The sequence below is a fragment of the Devosia sp. A449 genome, from assembly GCF_054489375.1.
Map to the genome: position 1 here is coordinate 1 of NZ_JBTMWU010000016.1, position 1,772 is coordinate 1,772.

The following is a 1,772-nucleotide window of genomic DNA, read 5'->3' on the forward strand; positions in this document are numbered from 1 at the left end:
GAATTGGGCCGGGCGCTGTATGGGCCGGTGGAACCCAGCCTGCTGGCTGCCGCCGGGGAAATTCTCGATGGCACACGACCGGGGCGCAGCAAGGCCAAGGACGACGGCAACGCCGTCGATTTCGCCTTTATCGAGCGCCGCGCCCGCTCGATGATCCAGAGCTATGCGGATAGCGATACCGATTTTGTGGCGAGCGTCGAACTGCGCGATGACCTGCCACCCGGCTTGATGGTCTCTGGGGAGCGCCTGCTGATCTCGCGCAGCACGGCGCTGGATCGGGGGCGGGTCGAAGCCCTGCTCAGCCACGAGGTCGGGGTGCACCTGCTGACCTATTTCAACGGCTCGGCTCAAGGCCTTCGCCTGTTTCGCTCGGGTCTTGCCGGCTATGAGGGCGTGCAGGAAGGCCTGGCCGTGCTGGCCGAATATCTGGTCGGCGGCATGACGGTAGGCCGATTGCGGCTAATTGCGGCCCGCGTCGTCGCCTGCGCCGACATGCTTGATGGCGCCAGTTTTGTCGAATGCTACCGCAAACTGGTGCGTGATTTCGGCTTCGCCAAGGCGAACGCATTCAATCTGGCGCTGAGGGTCTATCGTGGCGGGGGCCTGGCCAAGGACGCGGTCTATCTGCGCGGGCTACTCGCAATCCTGAGCCATTTGCAGGCGGGCGGCTCGCTCGATCCATTCTGGATGGGCAAAATCGCCGCCAGCCATTTCGGCGTCATGCAGGAACTGGGCACGCGCGGCCTGCTCAAGCCGCCCCGGCTGCTACCGCAATTTCTGTCTCACCCACAGGCCGACGAGCGCCTCAAGGCCGCTCGTGCCGGCATTTCGCCCGTCCAGATGACGGCCATTTAGGAGCGTCCAATGCGCATCGCGTTTTTCGTCAATTCGATCGCGGGTGAAACCGCCAATTATTCGACCACCCATCTGGCGCTGGCGGCGCTGAGCCGCGGTCACGATATCTGCTACCTGACCCCGGGCGATTTCGTGCTGCGGCCCGACGATAGCCTGGCGGTGCGCGCCTTGACGCTGCCCGCGGCCAATTACAAGAAGGCCGAAACGCTGTTCAAGGACCTGCAAGGGGACGGGACGACGATCCAGACCCTCGACGTCACTGAAATTGACGTGCTTCTGCTGCGCAACGACCCGTCCGAGGATGCCGCCGATCGGCCTTGGGCCGCCCAGGTGGGCACGGTGTTTGGACGGCTGGCGGCCGAACGGGGCGTCATCGTGCTGAACGACCCGGACGGGCTGGCACAGGCGCAGAACAAGCTCTATTTCCAGGATTTTCCTGCCGTGGTGCGGCCAGAAACGCTGATTTCCAAGAGCATCGAGGAAATCCGCGCCTTTATCGACCAGCAGAAGAAAGGGGTGATCCTCAAGCCGCTGCAAGGCTCGGGTGGCAAGAACGTCTTCAAGATCGCCTCCCCCAAGGAGTCCAATCTCAAGCAGATCTTCGAGGCGGTCAGCGAGGAGGGCTATCTGATCGCCCAGAGTTTCATCCCCGAAGCGGCCGAAGGCGACGTGCGCTTCTTCCTGATGAATGGCACGCCGCTGCAGCGCGAGGGCAAATATGCCGCGTTCCGGCGCGCCCCAGCCAAGGGCGAAATTCGTTCCAACATCCATGCCGGCGGCCGCGCCGAGGCCATCGAGGTGAACCAGACCATGCTGGGTATCGCCGAAACCGTGCGGCCCAAGCTGATCGCCGATGGCATGTTTCTGGTGGGGCTCGATATCGTCGGCGACAAGCTGCTCGAGATCAATGTGTTCAC

Annotated in this window: 2 protein-coding genes; both read left to right on the forward strand. The window is 63.3% G+C overall.

Features of this window, described 5'->3' with window-relative positions:
- A partial coding sequence (locus ACX3OW_RS21595; protein WP_459097851.1) for a tyrosine/phenylalanine carboxypeptidase domain-containing protein occupies nt 1-855 on the forward strand: 855 nt, incomplete at its 5' end.
- Between the two features lie 9 nt (nt 856-864).
- On the forward strand, nt 865-1,772 hold a 908-nt coding region (locus ACX3OW_RS21600), incomplete at its 3' end, for a glutathione synthetase (protein WP_459097852.1).